14 protein-coding genes and 1 tRNA gene are annotated in these 14931 nt (G+C 67.1%); 7 read left to right on the forward strand and 8 right to left on the reverse strand.

Annotated elements, in window-relative coordinates; all coding sequences use genetic code 11:
• Nucleotides 1-466: 466 nt before the first annotated feature.
• Nucleotides 467-2446 carry a sigma-54-dependent Fis family transcriptional regulator gene (locus U0177_RS00225; RefSeq protein WP_409568561.1) on the reverse strand — a complete coding sequence of 660 codons (1980 nt, stop codon included), beginning with the start codon at nt 2444-2446 and terminating at the stop codon, nt 467-469.
• 107 nt (nt 2447-2553) lie between these two features.
• Between U0177_RS00225 and U0177_RS00230 the strand changes: the two genes are divergently transcribed.
• A tRNA-Asn gene (locus U0177_RS00230) sits at nt 2554-2628 on the forward strand.
• 116 nt (nt 2629-2744) lie between these two features.
• On the opposite strand, the gene U0177_RS00235 is transcribed toward U0177_RS00230, so the two are convergent.
• Complete coding sequence (locus U0177_RS00235) at nt 2745-3266, reverse strand: 2'-5' RNA ligase family protein (RefSeq protein ID WP_409568562.1); 522 nt, start codon at nt 3264-3266, stop codon at nt 2745-2747.
• Between the two features lie 162 nt (nt 3267-3428).
• Between U0177_RS00235 and U0177_RS00240 the strand changes: the two genes are divergently transcribed.
• Entirely contained in the window at nt 3429-3977 is a 549-nt protein-coding gene (locus U0177_RS00240; protein WP_409568563.1) for a DUF1697 domain-containing protein, read from the forward strand.
• 3 nt (nt 3978-3980) lie between these two features.
• On the opposite strand, the gene U0177_RS00245 is transcribed toward U0177_RS00240, so the two are convergent.
• The 3 genes from U0177_RS00245 to U0177_RS00255 are packed head-to-tail and all read right to left on the reverse strand — an operon-like array spanning nt 3981 to nt 6868.
• Complete coding sequence (locus tag U0177_RS00245) at nt 3981-5078, reverse strand: winged helix DNA-binding domain-containing protein (protein WP_409568564.1); 1098 nt, start codon at nt 5076-5078, stop codon at nt 3981-3983.
• Complete coding sequence (locus U0177_RS00250) at nt 5075-6307, reverse strand: ATP-binding protein (protein ID WP_409568565.1); 1233 nt, start codon at nt 6305-6307, stop codon at nt 5075-5077. The genes U0177_RS00245 and U0177_RS00250 overlap by 4 nt, the downstream gene beginning before the upstream one ends.
• A 42-nt stretch (nt 6308-6349) precedes the next feature.
• Entirely contained in the window at nt 6350-6868 is a 519-nt protein-coding gene (locus U0177_RS00255) for a DinB family protein (protein WP_409568566.1), read from the reverse strand.
• 288 nt (nt 6869-7156) lie between these two features.
• On the opposite strand from U0177_RS00255, the gene hppD reads away from it, so the two are divergent.
• The 5 genes from hppD (at nt 7157) to U0177_RS00280 (ending at nt 11883) form a co-directional block, all read left to right on the forward strand.
• Nucleotides 7157-8257: a 4-hydroxyphenylpyruvate dioxygenase gene (gene hppD, locus U0177_RS00260; RefSeq protein WP_409568567.1), complete on the forward strand. Its 1101-nt coding sequence runs from the start codon at nt 7157-7159 to the stop codon at nt 8255-8257.
• An 83-nt stretch (nt 8258-8340) separates the two neighbouring features.
• Nucleotides 8341-9507, forward strand: a complete 1167-nt coding sequence (locus U0177_RS00265; RefSeq protein WP_409568568.1) for a homogentisate 1,2-dioxygenase — start codon at nt 8341-8343, stop codon at nt 9505-9507.
• A gap of 285 nt (nt 9508-9792) precedes the next feature.
• The gene (locus tag U0177_RS00270; RefSeq protein WP_409568569.1) at nt 9793-10140 is read left to right on the forward strand and encodes a hypothetical protein; all 348 of its coding nucleotides are present in this window, start codon (nt 9793-9795) and stop codon (nt 10138-10140) included.
• Between the two features lie 43 nt (nt 10141-10183).
• Nucleotides 10184-11119, forward strand: a complete 936-nt coding sequence (locus U0177_RS00275) for an FAD:protein FMN transferase (RefSeq protein ID WP_409568570.1) — start codon at nt 10184-10186, stop codon at nt 11117-11119.
• Nucleotides 11116-11883 (forward strand): hypothetical protein, encoded by a 768-nt coding sequence (locus tag U0177_RS00280; protein WP_409568571.1) that lies wholly within the window; start codon nt 11116-11118, stop codon nt 11881-11883. Before U0177_RS00275 ends, U0177_RS00280 begins: the two co-directional genes overlap by 4 nt.
• Before the next feature lie 218 nt (nt 11884-12101).
• Here U0177_RS00280 and U0177_RS00285 read toward each other — a convergent pair whose 3' ends face one another.
• The 3 genes from U0177_RS00285 to U0177_RS00295 all read right to left on the reverse strand — a co-directional run bounded on the left by U0177_RS00285 (nt 12102) and on the right by U0177_RS00295 (nt 14746).
• Nucleotides 12102-12842 (reverse strand): hypothetical protein, encoded by a 741-nt coding sequence (locus tag U0177_RS00285; protein WP_409568572.1) that lies wholly within the window; start codon nt 12840-12842, stop codon nt 12102-12104.
• Between the two features lie 69 nt (nt 12843-12911).
• Nucleotides 12912-13724 (reverse strand): ABC transporter permease, encoded by an 813-nt coding sequence (locus U0177_RS00290; RefSeq protein WP_409568573.1) that lies wholly within the window; start codon nt 13722-13724, stop codon nt 12912-12914.
• Complete coding sequence (locus U0177_RS00295; RefSeq protein WP_409568574.1) at nt 13718-14746, reverse strand: ATP-binding cassette domain-containing protein; 1029 nt, start codon at nt 14744-14746, stop codon at nt 13718-13720. Before U0177_RS00295 ends, U0177_RS00290 begins: the two co-directional genes overlap by 7 nt.
• Nucleotides 14747-14931: the final 185 nt, after the last annotated feature.

Below are 14931 nucleotides of genomic sequence, written 5' to 3' on the forward strand. Positions count from 1 at the left end.
GCGGCGCCCAGCACCGTTAGGTGCCAACGGCGAACCAAAGCACACGTATATGCGACGCATATACGCGTTATGATCGTGATGTACCAAACCAGGGTACAGCGAATGAGCGCCCGTAGCGCATCAGCTCGGACGAAACCTCACATAGGCTCTTTAATTAGGCGCGAAAAGGTGCTGGAATAAGGTCGTTGTCTCGTGTGGATGCCAGCGCGAGTACCGACAGCGCCCCTTTGCACGTCAAACCCACCTGGATAGCTGTGATGTGGCAAATCACCTGTGGTATTGCGGGCACGGCTTGGTGATTCTTTTGGAATAGTCACATCTGCGCGCAGATCGTACCATAAGTTTAAACAAAGTCAATAGGGATCGAAGGCACTCTTTGAAACAAACCTATCGCAATATTGCAACAAGATATTTCAGCAACTATTGCACAAATGCAACATGTGTAGAGCTATTGTGTCGGTATAATCTACTGCTGCGTTTGCCAGAAGTGCTCTTTGGTGAGGCCATACAGCTTCATTTTGCGCCAGAGCGTAGCGCGGCTGATGCCCAATCGCTCGGCGATATGCCCCAAGTGCCCGGCGGACTCGCGGCCGGCGCGCACGATCGCCTCGCGCTCGGCCATGGCCTGGCGGTCGTACAGGCGCTCGGCGGGAGTGGCCGGCATAGCCGGCGCCGGGGCGGTCTGCGCCAGCATCGGCGGCAGGTCGGCCAGCGTAAGCACGCTTTTCTCGGTCAGGTGGGTCAGGCGCTCGAGCACCGCCTCGAGCTCGCGCACATTGCCGGGCCACGAGTAGGCGCGCATTGCGCTGAGCGCCTCGGGCGCGAACAGCACCTGGCGGCCGATGCGGCGCGCCATCACCGCCAGAATCTGGTCGAGCAGCAGCAGCACATCGTCGCCGCGCGCGCGCAGCGGCGGGATCTCGATCGTCAGCACGCTGAGCCGGTAGAACAGCTCGGGCCGGAAGCGGCCATCGGCCACGGCGCGCTCGAGATCGGCGTTGCTGGTGGCAATGATCCGCACATCCACCGACACGACGCGCTGGCCGCCCAGGCGAATGAGGTGCTGCGTCTCGATCACGCGCAGCAGGCTTGTCTGCGCCTCGACGGTGAGCGAGCCGACGTCTTCGAGCATGAGCGTGCCGCCGTGGGCCAGCTCGATCTTGCCGGGCCGCCCCTCGGAAGGGCCGCTCTGGCTGCCCTCGTAGCCCAGCAGCTCGCCCATCAGCAGCGCGCGCGGCACCGCGGCGCAGTTGAGCAGCACAAAGGGCTCGTGCGCGCGGGAGCTGGCATTGTGGATGGCGTGCGCAATCAGCTCTTTGCCCACGCCTGGCTCGCCCAGCAGCAGCACCGGCGCCGGCGAGTTGGCGGCAACGCGCGCATGCCGCACGGCGCCCTGCATCGCCGCGCTCTCGCCAATAATATCGGCGAACGAGAAGCGCGCCTGCGCGCCGACCACACGCTGCACCAGGCGCTGCACGCTATCGGCAGGGCGCAGGGTGATCAGCGCGCCCAGGTAGCGACGGCTGCGATCCCACACCGGGCGCAGGCTGCACAGCGCCGCCACGGCGCCCTTGCGGCCGGGGAACAGCAGCTCCTGGTCGGTGATATCGCGGCGGCGCTCGAGCGCGTCGGCCAGCGCGGTCGGCATCTCGATCAGCTCGTCGAGCAGGCGGCCGGCCACGCTACGCGGCGTGAGGCCGAGCATCTGGCCCGCGCGCGAGTTGATCTTGCTGAGGCGGCCATGCGCGTCGAGCAGGATGAGCCCCTCGCTCATCGCCTCGATCGCGGCGTTCAACTCGGCCAGGTGATCGTTGGTTTCGGCCAGCAGCATGTTGTTGCGCAGCTGGGCCTGGATCGCCTGCGCCACGGCGATGGCCATGCCGAGCGTGTGGGCGTGCGCGGCGGCGGCAAGGCCGATCACGCCAATAGCGCCCATGGCCTGGCCGCCAACGTCGAAGATCGGCGCGGCCGAGCACGCCAGCTCGTGGTAGCAGGCGCAGAAATGCTCGGCGCCGCGCGTCTGCCAGGGCAGCGCCTCGTGCAGCGCCAGGTTCAGCGCCAGCGTGCCGATCTGATCCTCGCGCAGGCTGGCGCCGCGCAGCATCCCCTGGGCGCGCAGCGCAGCCACCATCGGCGCGTCGCCGATCACCTCGACCACGGTTGGGCTGGCGTCGGCCAGGAGCACCGCGAAGCCCGAGCCTTCGACAAACTGGTAGAGGTCTTCCATGTACGGCCGCGCCAGCGTCACCAGCGCCTCCTGCGCGGCGTCGAGCGTCGGCCGGGCCGGGCTGGCCGGCGCGCCGGTGCGGTACGGGTTCAGCGGCACTGCGGCACAGCGCTGCCACGAGCGCACGATCGGCGGCGCGATGATTGCCTCGTCGCATCTACCGTCGCGCTGAAAGGCATCCCACGCGCGTAGCGCGATCTCGTCCGACGCGATGGTCATAGGCCCTCGGGGGTTGCAATGATCGTGCGCCCATTATAGCGCGAATCGGCTGCGCGGCAGCTTGACATACATTGTGATGCTGTGTATAATCCCCGGTGTTACGGCGATCCCCGATAGCTCAACGGTAGAGCGGCTGACTGTTAATCAGTAGGTTCCAGGTTCGAATCCTGGTCGGGGAGCCAGTAAAGCTTTGGCGGTACAGTCGGATTCCTCCGACTGTACCGCCAAACTCGTTTTCATGCCCCGGATCCCCCAAGTACAGCGTACCTAGCAGGATGCAAGAACGATACCATACGCGCTACGCCTGGCTGGCGCTTGCGAAGCGCTCTTCAGCCACAGGCTCCCACGGCCCGCCCAGGTAGCGCCACAGCAGCAGCCCCTCGCCGCGCGCCGGCAGCGCCGCCCAGCCAGCCGCGAGCGCGGTGTGCAGCTGGCGCGCCTGCTCGGGCGCTACCTTGTTCTGGATGGTGACATGCGGCCGGAAGCGCTGGCGGTCCTGCGCGCTCAGCCAGGGCGCCCAGCCAGCCGCGAGCCGATCGCGCAGCACGGCCAGCTCGGGCGACTCGGCCAGGAGCGCCACGCCGCGGCCCAGAAACACTGGCCGCTCGAAGCGCAGCGCCGGCGCCGGCGTAGCCGCGCAGGCGAGCTGCAGCGCCCGCCGGATCGCCGGCTCGTGCTCGCCGGGGAGCGCGTGGAACAGCGTGAGGTGCGCGGGGATGAAATTGCGCTCGGCCGGGAAGTGCGCGCGCCGCAGAGCGTCGAGCACGGCAAAGGCCGGCGCGTCGAGCTTAAGCGTTAGAATGAGTGGCGATGCGGCCATGCGCTCGCTCTTGCCTGACGCCCTCTCCTGCAGCTGGGAGAGCGAGATTTTTGTTGCGGCGTGGCGATCGGGGCGACGCCGACGCGCCCTCATACAGCGCCGGCGATCAGCAAATCCGTGCTACAATAGCCACGGCATCCGCGATTGTGTCGGGAGATGGCTATGGCTGCACCCCAGCGCTGGTTTGCATTCCTACGCGCGATCAACGTCGGCGGGCATGTCGTCAAGATGGATCGGCTGCGCGCGCTGTTTGCCGAGCTCGGGTTCGCCAATGTCGCTACGTTTATTGCCAGCGGCAACGTGATTTTCGACGCTGCGGCCGCCGACGCGAGCGCGCTCGAGGCGCAGATCGAGGCGCACCTGCGCCAGGCGCTTGGCTACGAGGCGCTCACATTTGTGCGCAGCGCGGCCGATCTGGCCGCAATTGCGAGCTACACGCCGTTTACTGCTGCGGGCGGCGCGCACGGCATGTATGTTTCGTTCTTGAAGGCGCCGCTCGGCGCGGCGGCGCGCACGCAGCTGCTGGCGCTGAATAGCGACAACGACGAGTTTCACGACCACGGCCGCGAATTCTACTGGCTCTGCCGCACCAGGCTCAGCGACTCGCCGCTGTTTTCGGGCGGGCTGCTGGCCAAAGCCGTGGGCGTGCCCACGACCATGCGAAACAGTTCTACGATTCAGAAGCTGGCGGCCAAGTATGGGCTGGCCTAGCAGCTACTCGTGCTCGATCTGGATCTCGGCTGGCAGCCCCAGAAACGCGGCATAGCGCTCGGCCGCCGCCTCGATCGCGCGGGCCTGCCCGGCGCTAAAGTGCGCAAACGCGCTGAAGCTGAGCACAACGCTTTTCTTCGCGAAGGCGCGCTTCCAGGTGCCCAGCACGCGCCCGCCAATTACCACGATCGGGTTGAAGATCCCGTTGCTGCCCGGCGTCACCAGGTTGGTATGGGCGGGGTCGAGCATTGCGCTACGGTCGCGGTAGCCGACGAGAAATTCGTCGAACGGCGGCAGCAGAAACGCCTCGGCAGGGTCGGCTGCGCCGGCCGCAAGCCCAGGCGCGAAGAAATACTCCTGGCCGCCTACGGTTGCACGCGCGAGCTGCCCCGCGACCGAGCCAATCGCGGCGCGCGCCTCGCCTAGCGTCAGCCCGGCCCACCACGTCAGATCCTGCACCGTCGCCGGCCCGTGGCCGGTAAAGTAGCGCAGCGCCAGCATGGCCAGCGCCTCGTCGCGCGCTAGCGCAGGCGCGGCCGGCAGCCACTCTTCGAGCAGCACAAAGGTGGGCTGCTTGCCCGCGCGCGCGCCGAAGCAGATCAGGCGCTCGTGCGCGAGATAGCCGAGGATGTGCAGCCCACGCGAGCCGCCGGTGGCGATGCCGGCCTGCTCAAGCTGCTCGTACAGCGCGCTGCGCGTCAGCTGGCGCCCGCCCACCAGCGCGCCAGCCACCACCTTCGCGCTTGCCGCGAGCGCCGCTGCGTCGATGCCCAACTCGCGACGGCGCGCGCCGCTGCGCGATACCACGCGCGACGCCAGCAGCTCAAGCATCCAGCGCGCGTCGGCCGCCGCCACAATGTGCAGCGTGCCGCGCATTGGCCAGGTTCGCACAATCTCGCGCTCGGCCAGCGCCTGCTCGATTGCCGGCTCGGTCGCGCCAGGCGTGCGCAGGCCCACCGCCCACAGCGCGCCAAGGTAGTCTTGCGCCTGCACCGCGCCGAGCCGCGCCACCACCTCGGCAGCGCGCGCAGCGGCGGGGCGGGCTATGTGCTGGCTGGCGAGCCTGGCCAGCGCGATATCGCCAACCGAAGCAATCGTCATCGTTCCAGCTCGCCCTCGCTGGCCAGCGGCAGATCGACAGTAAACGTACTGCCGCGATGTTCTTCGCTGGCCACGCTAATCGTGCCGCCGTGCAGCGCCACGAGCTCTTTCACCAGGTAGAGGCCCACGCCCAGCCCGCTAATATGCTGCGCGTCGACATTCGCCGCGCGGTAGAAGCGCTGGAACAGGTGCGGCAGCTCGGATGGCGGTATGCCGATCCCCGGGTCGATCACCGCGATACGCGCAACAGTGCCTGAGCAGCTGGCGTGCACCCGCACCGCTCCGCCGGCCGGGCTATACTTGATCGCGTTTTCGATCAGATTCTGCAGCACCTGGTCGAGCCGTAGCTCGTCGCCCTGGATCAGCAGCGGCGCCGCCGGGCCCTCGTAGACGACCGTATGGCGCGTCAGGGTCGTCTGGATCTCGCTGACCACGCGGCGCGCCAGCGCGCCAACGTCGAGCAGCGTGCGGTTGATCTGCAACCGCTCGGCGTGCAGCCGCGAGATATCGAGCTGCAGCAGCACCAGCCTGCGCAGCCGCTCGACCTGATCGACGATCACTTTAAGGTTGTGCTGCTCGCGCTCGGCCAGCAGGCTATCGCGCGTGGTGCGGCGCAGCAGCAGCTGGGCATTGCCCAGCAGGGCGGTGAGCGGCGTGCGCAGCTCGTGGGCCATCACCGTCAGGAAGGTATCGCGCATGCGCACGGCCTCGGCCATCTGGTCGCGCGCCGCGCGCTCGATCGCAAGCTGCTGCTCGTGGGCACGCAGCTGCTCGCGCGCGGCCTCGGCATTGCGGCGCTCGGTCAGGTCGCGCGTCACTTTGCCAAAGCCGCGCAGCCGCCCATCCGCGTCGTGGAGCGCGGTGATAATAACATTGGCCCAGAAGCGCGAGCCATCCTTGCGTAGCCGCCAGCCCTCTTCTTCGTAGCGGCCCTGCGTGCTGGCGATCAGCAGCTCGCGCGCGGGCTTGTCGTCGGCGATATCTTCGGGCGGGTAGAAGATCGAGAAGTGCTTGCCGATGATCTCGGCGGCACTGTACCCTTTGATCAGCTGCGCCCCGGTATTCCAGCTCACAATTATGCCGCTGGTGTCGAGCATGAAGATCGCGTAATCGCGCACGCCCTCGACCAGCAGTCGAAAGCTTTCGTGATCGGCCGCGCCGATTGCGTCGCCCGCCTGCCTTGGCCCGGCACTGGCTGGCTGCGCCGGCTTGCCTGAAGATCTTCCCATGGGTTTCCTTTTACCGGCGCGCTCGGGCCGCACCAGCGTATGCTATGCCTCGATCCGGTTCGCGGTGAAGTAGATATGCCAGGGGCCGCAGCCGCGAAGAAATGGCTGTATCAGCGCGCGCTCGGCCTGGATGGTATGGTCGAGATCGTGCGTGGCCCACTCGTGCAGCAGCTGGCCGAGCGTCACCGGGCCAAGCTCGCTGTGGATGCCCTGGTTGGCGAACATTGCCTCGTTCACCGTCGCCAGCGCGGCAAGGTTGGCGGCCCGCAGCTCGGCAAAGCTGGCGGCCAGCTCCGCAGGCTGGCGGCTCGCCGCGCCCTGCGTGCCCTGCGTGCCTGGGTCGAACGCCGGGATATCGCGCCCGTCGCGCAACGCCGCCAGCCGCACCGGGAAGACCAGCCGCTCGGTATCGAGCAGGTGCTCGAGGCACTCCAGCGCCGACCACTCGCCGGCGGCGGGGCGCTCGGCCAGCAGCTCGGCGTCCACCGTCGCCGCCAGCTGGCTCCAGCGCAGCGGCGTGGTCTCGAGAATCGCTCGAATACGGGCTAGGGCATCGCTCATACGCTCCTCTTTTCGTTTCGATGACGCTGCCGGTATTCTATCACCGAATAGCCGCACAATGTCGGCCAGCAGCCGATTTCGAAATCAATGCCGGACGCCCAAATTACTTTCAAACCCGCGCTCGATTGCTCGCAGCGGCTTCCAGTTGCCCTGTTCATCGGCCGGCTATGCTGCTAAACTTGTACCTAATTTCTCAAAGAATCGGCCTCGACCACAGCATTCCATTGCTCACCCGGCAACGACCGGCCGCGCGATGATGCGCGCCACAACGGCAGAAATGGAGGCGCTATGAGCCACGATCCCCTCGATCTTCAGGCCATTGATTATGTCGAGTTCTATGTCGGCAACGCACGCCAGGCCGCGCACTTCTACCGCGCCACGCTGGGCCTGCAGCCGATCGCCTACGCCGGGCTCGAAACCGGCGTGCGCGACCGGGCCTCGTATGTGCTTCAGCGGCGCAATGTGCGCTTCGTGCTGAGCGCGCCGCTGCGGCCCGACCCCACCCACCCGATCGCGCAGCATATCGCGCGCCACGGCGATGGCGTGAAAGACATCGCGCTGCGCGTGGCCGACGCAGCGGCGGCCTACGCCGAGGCGCTGCGCCGTGGCGCGCGCGGCGTCCAGCCGCCCACGGTGCTGGAAGACGCGCACGGCCGGGTGGTGAAGGCCAGCATCGCCACCTATGGCGACACCATCCACAGCTTCGTCGAGCGCGACGGCTACGAAGGCCCGTTTATGCCCGGCTACCGCCGGATCAAGAACCCGGCGCCCGCGCCCGAAACCGGCATCGCCGCGATCGACCACATTGTCGGCAATGTCGAGCTGGGCAAGATGAACGAGTGGGTGGCGTTCTACGCCCGCATTCTCGGCTTCGAGCAGCTGCTGCACTTCGACGACCAGGATATCAGCACCGAGTACTCGGCGCTGATGAGCAAGGTAATGGCCGACGGCAGCGGCAAGATCAAGTTCCCGATCAACGAGCCGGCCGAGGGGCGCAAGAAGAGCCAGATCGACGAGTACCTGGAGTTCTACGGCGGCCCTGGCGCGCAGCATATCGCGCTGGCCAGCGCCGACATCATCGCCAGCGTCGACGCGCTGTGCGCCGCCGGCATCAGCTTTCTGCGCGTCCCCGACTCGTACTACGACGAGCTGCCCGCGCGCGTCGGCCCGATCAAAGAAGACCTGCGGGCGCTGGCGCAGCGCGGCATCCTGGTCGATCGCGACGACGAGGGCTACCTGCTGCAGATCTTCAGCCAGCCGCTGCAGGATCGGCCGACCGTGTTTCTCGAGATCATTCAGCGGCGCGGCAGCCGCAGCTTCGGCAAGGGCAACTTCAAGGCGCTGTTCGAGGCGCTCGAGCGCGAGCAGGCGCTGCGCGGCAACCTCTAGCGGCGGCCCGCGCTCTGTGCGAGCAGCAGCTCGTTCTCAATCGCACTGCGCCCCGCGGTGGGGCGCCGGCAGAAAGGAGAGCCATGCCATTCTACCATCGGCTCGGCGCGATACCGCACAAGCGCCACACGCAGTTTCGCAAGCCCGACGGCGGGCTGTTCCGCGAGGAAGTGATGGGGCTCGAGGGGTTTCACGGCGTGCAGTCGCTGCTGTATCATCACTTTTTGCCGCCGCGCGTGCTGCGCGCCGAGGCGCTTGGCCCCGCCGCCAGCAGCTACACCGAGTTCGGCGCGCTGCGCCACCGCGCCTTCGGCACCGCCGCCGTGCCAGCCGGCGACGACCCGGTGGGCGCGCGGCAGACGCTGCTGGGCAACGCCGACGTAACGCTCGGCGTCAGCGTAGCGACGCGCAGCATGGGCTACTTCTACCGCAACGCGCAGGCCTACGAGGTCTGGTTCGCGCACGAGGGCAGCGGCGTGCTGCGCTCGCAGTTCGGCCGGCTGGCATTTGGCCCAGGCGACTACCTAGTGATACCGTTCGGCACCACGTGGCAGATCGAGCTAGCCGAGCAGCCGGCGCGCTTCTTCGTGATCGAGGCGCGTGGCGAGGTGCATACGCCACGGCGCTACCGCAACGAGTTCGGCCAGCTGCTCGAGCACGCGCCATTCTGCGAGCGCGACTTCCGCGCGCCCTCCGAGCTCGAAACCCACACCGAGCGCGGCGAATTCGAGCTGCGCATCAAGGTGCGCGACGCGCTCACCCGCCATACCCTCGACTACCACCCTTTCGACGTGGTGGGCTGGGACGGCTACCTGTTCCCCTACGCCTTCAGCATTCACGATTTCGAGCCGATCACCGGGCGCGTTCACCAGCCGCCGCCGGTGCACCAGACATTCGCCGGGCCGAATTTCGTGGTCTGCTCGTTTGTGCCGCGCCTGTTCGACTACCACCCCGAGGCCATTCCAGCGCCCTACAACCACTCGAACGTGAACTCCGACGAAGTGATATACTACTGCGACGGCAACTTCATGTCGCGCAAGGGCATCGAGAAGTACGACATCACGCTGCACCCCAGCGGCCTACCGCATGGGCCGCAGCCCGGCGCCACCGAGGCGTCGATCGGCGCGAAGCAGACGGCCGAGCTGGCGGTGATGGTCGACACATTCCACCCGCTGCACGTCACGCCTGTGGCGCTTGAGCTGGAGAAACCCGAGTATATGCGCTCGTGGCTTGCAGGCGACGGCAGCTAGCGTTAACTCCGTTTGATCGCTCGCTTTTGCGATGCCCTGCCTGGCTTCGCAAAAAGAAATTTCGGGGGTGGCGAAGCCGCCCCCGAACCCCAACATAAAGCCGGATGTGGCACTACACAGCAGGTGGCACGCCAATGGTCGCCCTAGTAGCGCGCCCTGCTCTCACCAATGCCTCATCTAACCTGGCCGGCTTCTTAGACGTTTCTTAGCTTCTGGCAGTATCCTATCCAGCAGCGTTGCGCGAGAACCGCAGCGTGGTGAACTCGCAGCATAGGAGCAGAAGCGATGGCTCGTCGCACTTCTTTTGGTAATCAGGTGCTCCGCGCAAGCCTCAAGTCGTCGGTGGCAACTGCGGCGGTGGTGGCGACCCTCGGCGGGTGGGCCGCGTTCGGCCTAGCCGACCAGCCGAGCGCCAGCGCGCAGGCACAGCCGGTAGCCCAGGCGCCGGCCCAGCCAGGCGCATTCGCCCAACCGCATACGCGCCGCCAGCGCCTGCCAGGCGGCCAGAACCCCTACGGCACCGGCGGCAATAGCTCGCCCGCGCCGCAGATCGGCGGCACGGCGCCGCAGGCTTTCCCGAACCAGGGCAGCACATACCGCCGGCCAATTACCCGCACTCATTCGTCGCGCTGAGGCCGCCGTGCAGCAACGTGAATTCCAAGCGATGGGCTGCCACATGTTGGCAGTGGTAGACGCCGAAGGCCCCGCCGCCGAGGCGCGCCTGGCTGCGGTGCCCGGCTGGTTCGCCGAGTGGGAGCAGGTGCTCAGCCGCTTTCGCGCCGACAGCGAGCTTGCGCGCCTGAACGGCGCCGGCCGGGCCATGCGCGTGAGCGCAACGCTCTGGCAGGTTCTTCAGCAGGCGCTCGCCGCCGCGCACCAGAGCGATGGGCTGGTGCGGCCAACCCTGCTGGCCGCGCTCGAGGCCGCCGGCTACGATCGCTCGTTCGACACGCTCGGCCGCGAGGCCGGCGCGGCACTGAACAGCGTCGCGCCGCCCGCCCCCACCGACTGGCGAACGATCCGGCTCGACGCACGCTCGCGTATCGTCACGCTTCCCGCCACCATGCGCCTCGACCTCGGCGGCGTGGCGAAGGGCTGGTCGGCCGAGCAAGCCGCGCGGCGCCTGCGATCCGCCGGCCCGGCGCTTGTCGATGCCGGCGGCGACATCGCCGTGAGCGGCCCGATGGCCGATGGCTCGCCCTGGCCGATCGCGGTGGCCAACCCGCTTGCCGCCGAGAGCTCGCTCGGCACACTGCTGCTACCGCGCGGCGCGGTGGCCACCTCGGGCCGCGACTATCGCCGCTGGCGCCAAGGCGAGCACGAGCAGCACCACATTATCGACCCGCGCACCGGCAGCCCGGCCGTCACCGATGTGCTCTCGGCCACTGTCGTGGCGCCCAACTGCACTGCCGCCGAAACAGCCGCGAAGGTCGCGTGCATCCTAGGGGGCGCGCGCGGGCTCGCCTGGATCGACGCGCGCCCCGAGCTAGCCGGCTTGCTGGTGCTTGGCGACGGCCGCGTTCTGCTGAGCCAGCGCATGCCCGGCTACCTTGAGCCCGGCAGCATCGCCTACCATGCCGCCCGCATAGCCCCAGCGGAGGAACAAAGGTGAAATCGACCCTGCCGAGCCGCTCGATCCAGCCGCCCGCGCCTGCCGAACCACAGTCGCTCGCCGCGCCCGCAGCCGACCCGCTTGACCGGCTGCTGCTGGCGATCATCCCGATCCTGGTGGCGTTGCTGGTTGGCGTCCTGATGCTGGGGGCGATAGGCGTGCTCTTGCTAGCACGTGGCGCTGGCGCACTTGGCGCGGTGCTGCTGAGCCAGCATAGCGCCTGGTACCTGACGCGCGCCAGCGCCATGGTGTCGTACGTGCTGCTGTGGTGGTCGATGGCGCTAGGCCTGGCGATCACCAACCGCATGGCCCGCGCCTGGCCGGGCGGCCCGACGCTGGGCGACCTGCACGAGCACGCCAGCCTGCTGGGGGTAGGCTTCGCGGCGATCCACGCGCTCACGCTGCTGGCCGATCGCTACATTGGCTACTCGCTGGCCCAGATCCTGATCCCATTTGCCAACACCAGCTACCGCCCATTGTGGGTCGGCATCGGGCAGATCAGCTTCTACCTGACCGTGCTGGTGACATTTACCTTCTACGTGCGGCGCTGGATCAGCACGCGGCTGTGGCGAGCGATCCATTACCTCAGCTTTGCCGCGTTTGCCCTGGCATTGGCGCACGGCGTCTGGAGCGGCACCGACAGCGCGGCCGGCTGGGCCAACAGCCTGTACGTGCTCAGCGCGCTGCTGCTGGTTGGGCTGACACTGTACCGCGTTCTGAGAGGCCCGCGCGGCGCGGCCGGCCCGGCTCGCCTGGCACAGTAGCCGGCAAATACTCACTCTTTCTGGCGGGTGGCGGCCACGAATGTGGCCGCCGCCGCGAGAATGCGAGGGCTATGCCCCTCGCGCACCTTTTTCAAACAGACTCTGAGATGCCCTGCCCGGCGAAGCCGGGCAGGGCATCGCAAAAAAGAAAGCTCGGGAGCGGCAAAGCCGCCCCCGAGCCCCGACCATCTTAAAGCAAGTAATCGGCCGAGCTTGAGCTACTTAATGACCACCGACGACTGCGGCACCCAGCCATCGACGGCGCCGGCGCGGATGTGAATGCGGCCCTTCTGAGCCTCGAACACCTGCACCTCGGTGTTCTTCAGCAGCGTTTTGATCGGCGTATCGCTCGTGGCCGTCTCGTACACCTGGGCGCGGCTCGAGCCAATTATCCCCTTGCGCGGCAGCGGCGTCGCCGTCGGCACCGCAGTGGCCGTCGGCTCGGGAGTCGGGATGGGCGTGAACGTCGCCGCAGGCGTGAACGTCGGCAGCGGCGTGGCGGTCGGGTCGGGCTGGCCAGGCAGCGCGGTGATCAGCGTGCGCGCCGCGGCCAGCTTGTCGATCGCCTCACGCAGCGTCGTGCCAACGTCCTGCTTATCGAGAAGTTTCTTGTAGCCGCCGATCGACATCGTCATGGCGGCCAGGCTGTCGTCGTGGGCCTGCTTGGCGCACAGCGGCGGCTGCACAGCCGCGAGCTGATCGCTGATCTTCTGCAGCGTCCCAATCGGCCCTTGCAGGTCCGCCGGCTTCGACTGCCCTGCCAGGATCACCGCCTGGCCCCACTCGTCGATCACATCGTTATAGCGAATCTGATAGGCTCGCACATCGGTCAGCGAGCATGGATCGTTCTGCGTGCTCGCCGAGGTAGCGGCGGGCACAGCGGCGGTAGGCGCGCTGGTAAGATTAGGCGCGCCGCAAGCAGCTAACAACAACACGAAAACAAGCAGGAACCGTCGCATTGAAAACCCCTTTCATTTTGCAGGAACTTTTGAATAGTCATAGCGTTTGTTTTCGTCGCGCGCGTGCGGTCAATAATGCGATAAGCTTCCATCAACGCGCGCGATCGTGATCGCCAGGTGGCAGGCCAGCAGCCCAAGCGGCAGCAGCACCGCCGTGAGCGCCGCCAGTATCAGCAGCTCGCCGCCGAGCTGCGCGAACCCTTCGCCCAAGAGCAGCGAGCGGCGCAGCAGCTCGAGCGAGTGTGTGAGCGGCAGCGCCTGGCCCAGCACGCGCAGCCAGCCCGGCAGCACGGCCACCGGGTAGTACACTCCACCCAGCACCATGGAGCTGATCCGCAAAGCCCAGCCCAGCGGGTCGCCGCGCCGGATCAGAATAATGACGCTCGCCGCAAACAGGCCCAGGGCATTGAAGCTGACAATGCTCAGCGCCAGCGCCAGAATGGCAAACGGCACGTTGGCGTTGCCGTAATCCATGCCTAGAAGGATACCGACCGCGATATACACAAAGACACGCAGTGTCGCAAAAACATAGCTCCAGAGCGACGACGAGAACAGCGTGGTGAGCAGCCGCGTCGGGCTCAGCAGCATCAGCTCGAGCGTGCCGGTGGTTTGCCCATCGCGCACGCTGTCGCCAATTGCGCTCATGCCGATCGACATATACTCGCTAAAGGCGACTCCGAGGATCACAAATGCGAAGTAGCTGCCGCCGTAGCTGCGCAGGTAGGGCGCGGCGGTGTCGCTAAACACATTGGCGATGAAGTAGTACACCGCCACATTCAGCACCGCGCTGACCACGCGAAACAAGAAGCCAAGCTTGTAACTTACGTCGAGCCGGTAGTCGCGCAGTAGAAACGCCCAGGGGACGCGCAGCGAGCTCAGCATACGGCTGCCTCCGCAGGTTGTTCAGCCGGCGCGCTGAGTGTGCGCAGGTAGATCTCTTCAAGTGTGATCTGGTGTGTCTCGAAGTGGTAAATATCGGCGCCGCTCTCGACGACCTCGCGCAGCAGGGCCGCCAGCGCCGGGCCTTCCTCGCGTAACGTCAGCTCAACGCGGTGGCCCGCATCATCGCGCGATGCCGCCACGTCGAGCAAGCCAGGCGTACGGCCGAGCACGCCGGGCAGCTCGGGCGGCATATGCCGCAGCCGCAGCGCGCAGCGCACCCCGTAGTGCAGGCCCTCGCGCAGCTGCGCGATCGTTCCCTGCGCCACCACCCGGCCGCTGCGGATCAGCGCCAGCCGGTCGCACAGCTCCTCGGCCTCGGCCATGGAATGTGTCGCCAGAATGACGGTACAGCCAAGCTCGCCAATAATGTACTCGGCCACGAACCGCCGCATCGCCTGCGCCGAGATCGGATCGAGCGAGCGCGTGGGCTCGTCCATGAACAGCACCTGCGGCTGGTGCAGCAGCCCGCGCGCGATGCCAAGCTTCTGGCGCATGCCGCTCGAATAGGTTCGGAACGGCTGGTCGGCAAAGTCGGCCAGGCCGACCCGCTCGATCAGCTGGCCGATCCGGCGCCGCGCGATCGGCTCGGGCACGTGGTGCAGCGCCGCGAAGAACTCGAGGTTCTGGCGGCCGGTCAGGCGCCAGTAGAACGAGCGCTCCTCGCCGCTCACCAGGCCGATCCGCTCGCGCACCTGGCGCGCCTGGCGCACGACATCGTAGCCGGCCACGCGCGCCTGGCCCGCCGAGGGCAGCAGCGCGGTACATAACATTCTGATCAGCGTGGTCTTGCCGGCGCCATTCTGCCCGAGCAGGCCGAATAGCTCGCCCGGCGCAATCGCCAGCGACACCTGGTCGACGGCGAGGTGTTCGGCCTTGCGCCACGGGTACAGGATCAGGTCGCGGTAGCGGTGCAATTTGCGAAAGCGCTTGGTCAGCGCGTTGGTCTCGATTGCTGGCTGCATAGCTGTGCTAGTTGCTCACTTGTGTGCAAAGGGCAGCCTTACAGCTGCCCTCGCCGAGCCGACGCGTGCCGCAGCGCGCGGCACGCCCTGCGAACATTAGGGGATCGGGCCACCACCGTATACCACGCACACGGCGGCCTCTTCGACCAGCTCCTCCTCGGTGTAGGTCACGAGAATCTCAGGGC

Origin of the sequence: Kouleothrix sp., assembly GCF_046328425.1 — a bacterium.
In the GTDB taxonomy this organism is placed as follows: Bacteria; Chloroflexota; Chloroflexia; order Chloroflexales; family Roseiflexaceae; genus Kouleothrix.

Coding starts and splice junctions, on each gene's coding strand:
- U0177_RS00225 (WP_409568561.1), bottom strand. CDS start 2,446: ATGACCATCGCGTCGGACGAGATCGCGCTACGCGCGTGGGATGCCTTT.
- U0177_RS00235 (WP_409568562.1), bottom strand. CDS start 3,266: ATGGCCGCATCGCCACTCATTCTAACGCTTAAGCTCGACGCGCCGGCC.
- U0177_RS00240 (WP_409568563.1), top strand. CDS start 3,429: ATGGCTGCACCCCAGCGCTGGTTTGCATTCCTACGCGCGATCAACGTC.
- U0177_RS00245 (WP_409568564.1), bottom strand. CDS start 5,078: ATGACGATTGCTTCGGTTGGCGATATCGCGCTGGCCAGGCTCGCCAGC.
- U0177_RS00250 (WP_409568565.1), bottom strand. CDS start 6,307: ATGGGAAGATCTTCAGGCAAGCCGGCGCAGCCAGCCAGTGCCGGGCCA.
- U0177_RS00255 (WP_409568566.1), bottom strand. CDS start 6,868: ATGAGCGATGCCCTAGCCCGTATTCGAGCGATTCTCGAGACCACGCCG.
- hppD (WP_409568567.1), top strand. CDS start 7,157: ATGAGCCACGATCCCCTCGATCTTCAGGCCATTGATTATGTCGAGTTC.
- U0177_RS00265 (WP_409568568.1), top strand. CDS start 8,341: ATGCCATTCTACCATCGGCTCGGCGCGATACCGCACAAGCGCCACACG.
- U0177_RS00270 (WP_409568569.1), top strand. CDS start 9,793: ATGGCTCGTCGCACTTCTTTTGGTAATCAGGTGCTCCGCGCAAGCCTC.
- U0177_RS00275 (WP_409568570.1), top strand. CDS start 10,184: ATGTTGGCAGTGGTAGACGCCGAAGGCCCCGCCGCCGAGGCGCGCCTG.
- U0177_RS00285 (WP_409568572.1), bottom strand. CDS start 12,842: ATGCGACGGTTCCTGCTTGTTTTCGTGTTGTTGTTAGCTGCTTGCGGC.
- U0177_RS00290 (WP_409568573.1), bottom strand. CDS start 13,724: ATGCTGAGCTCGCTGCGCGTCCCCTGGGCGTTTCTACTGCGCGACTAC.
- U0177_RS00295 (WP_409568574.1), bottom strand. CDS start 14,746: ATGCAGCCAGCAATCGAGACCAACGCGCTGACCAAGCGCTTTCGCAAA.